This is a genomic window from Paraburkholderia sp. SIMBA_053, assembly GCF_046534895.1.
Classification (GTDB): domain Bacteria; phylum Pseudomonadota; class Gammaproteobacteria; order Burkholderiales; family Burkholderiaceae; genus Paraburkholderia; species Paraburkholderia caledonica.
Map to the genome: position 1 here is coordinate 1 of NZ_JAWRXU010000470.1, position 284 is coordinate 284.

1 protein-coding gene is annotated in these 284 nt (G+C 48.2%); it reads right to left on the reverse strand.

The window, feature by feature from the left end:
- Window positions 1-89: 89 nt before the first annotated feature.
- Window positions 90-284, reverse strand: a 195-nt coding sequence (locus SB753_RS36465) for a hypothetical protein (protein WP_410804976.1), incomplete at its 5' end; no start/stop codon positions are given.

Here is a 284-nt window from a genome sequence, read left to right on the forward strand (position 1 = left end):
CTTACTTGGTGGGAGACTGTAAGATCGAGAATGCCGGTCGAAGATTTTAGTCTTTCTCGGCTGGGAAGTAGAACTGGTCGTAGAGGAGATTATGTCCCTGTATCTAATCCTCCTGCATGAAATGGTGTACTAAAATGAGATTTAGGAGAATGCCTGCGGGCGGCCGTTCCGCTAATTTGGCTTTGAGCTTGCTTGCTTTCTAGTTGGGGTGCTAAGTGGTACTGGCTTGCAATCAACATTTGGACTTGGTTGCTGTGGTCGGAGGCCCAGACCAAGGAAATGTG